This is a genomic window from Methanobrevibacter cuticularis (genome assembly GCF_001639285.1).
GTDB classification, from domain to species: domain Archaea; phylum Methanobacteriota; class Methanobacteria; order Methanobacteriales; family Methanobacteriaceae; genus Methanobaculum; species Methanobaculum cuticulare.
On record NZ_LWMW01000040.1, the window covers coordinates 1 to 917 of the forward strand.

General features: G+C 30.3%; 1 protein-coding gene. It reads right to left on the reverse strand.

Translation table 11 applies throughout. The features are described 5' to 3' along the window. Positions 1-226: 226 nt before the first annotated feature. Positions 227-917: carboxypeptidase-like regulatory domain-containing protein (locus MBCUT_RS01140; RefSeq protein WP_211263748.1), on the reverse strand; the 691-nt coding region annotated here is incomplete at its 5' end.

Here is a 917-nt window from a genome sequence, read left to right on the forward strand (position 1 = left end):
CTGTATTTTTTCATAGTAGCTAATAAAGCTACTGGATTATTACTTCTTTTATTAGTATTATCTTTATCATTGTTGTCTATATGTTTCTCTCATAACATATAGTCCAACTTTATAGTTAATAACATTAATATGATAGCTATTATTGGTATTTCTGTATTTTTTCATAGTAGCATTAGCTACTGGATTGTTACTTCTTTTATTAGTATTATCTTTATCATTGTTGTTATTATCGTGTTTTTCTTCTTAAAATGATTCCAAATATATTTATCAATACTAATGTGATAGCTATTATTGGTATTCCTGTATTTTTCATAGTAGCATTAGCTACTGGATTGTTACTTCTTTTATTAGCATTGTCTTTATCATTGTTGTTATTATCATTGTTTTTGGTTTCAAATTTAATTGAAGTTGGATTATTGTTGTAGTTTTCATCATCAGATGTGATTGTGATCACATGGTGGCCGTCATTGAGTTGATTGCTTGGTATATGGATTCTTCCAACACCAAGAATACTGGTGATGATATTTCCGATGTGTTTACCATCCAAATCAACATTAACTTTATAGTCAGGTATTGGATTGCCGTCTTCATCAGACACTGTGACAATCACATCAACAGATCCATCAGGATTTTTAACTACATCCATATCAACAATGACTTTACCTTTTACAACATTAAAAGTTGTAGTATTGGTACAACTAAAGTATTTATCGTTTCCTGCATAGTATACCACAGTATTAACACTTCCTGTATGAGTTGTTTTATAAGTAAGACTCCATCGACCATTAGAATCAGTAGTCAAAGAATAAACCTTACCATCAACAGTAACATTAATCAAAGCATTAGCTACAGGATTACCATTCTCATCAACAAGCACACCATCAATTATCATGGTTTTACCCACCTTAACAGTTCCA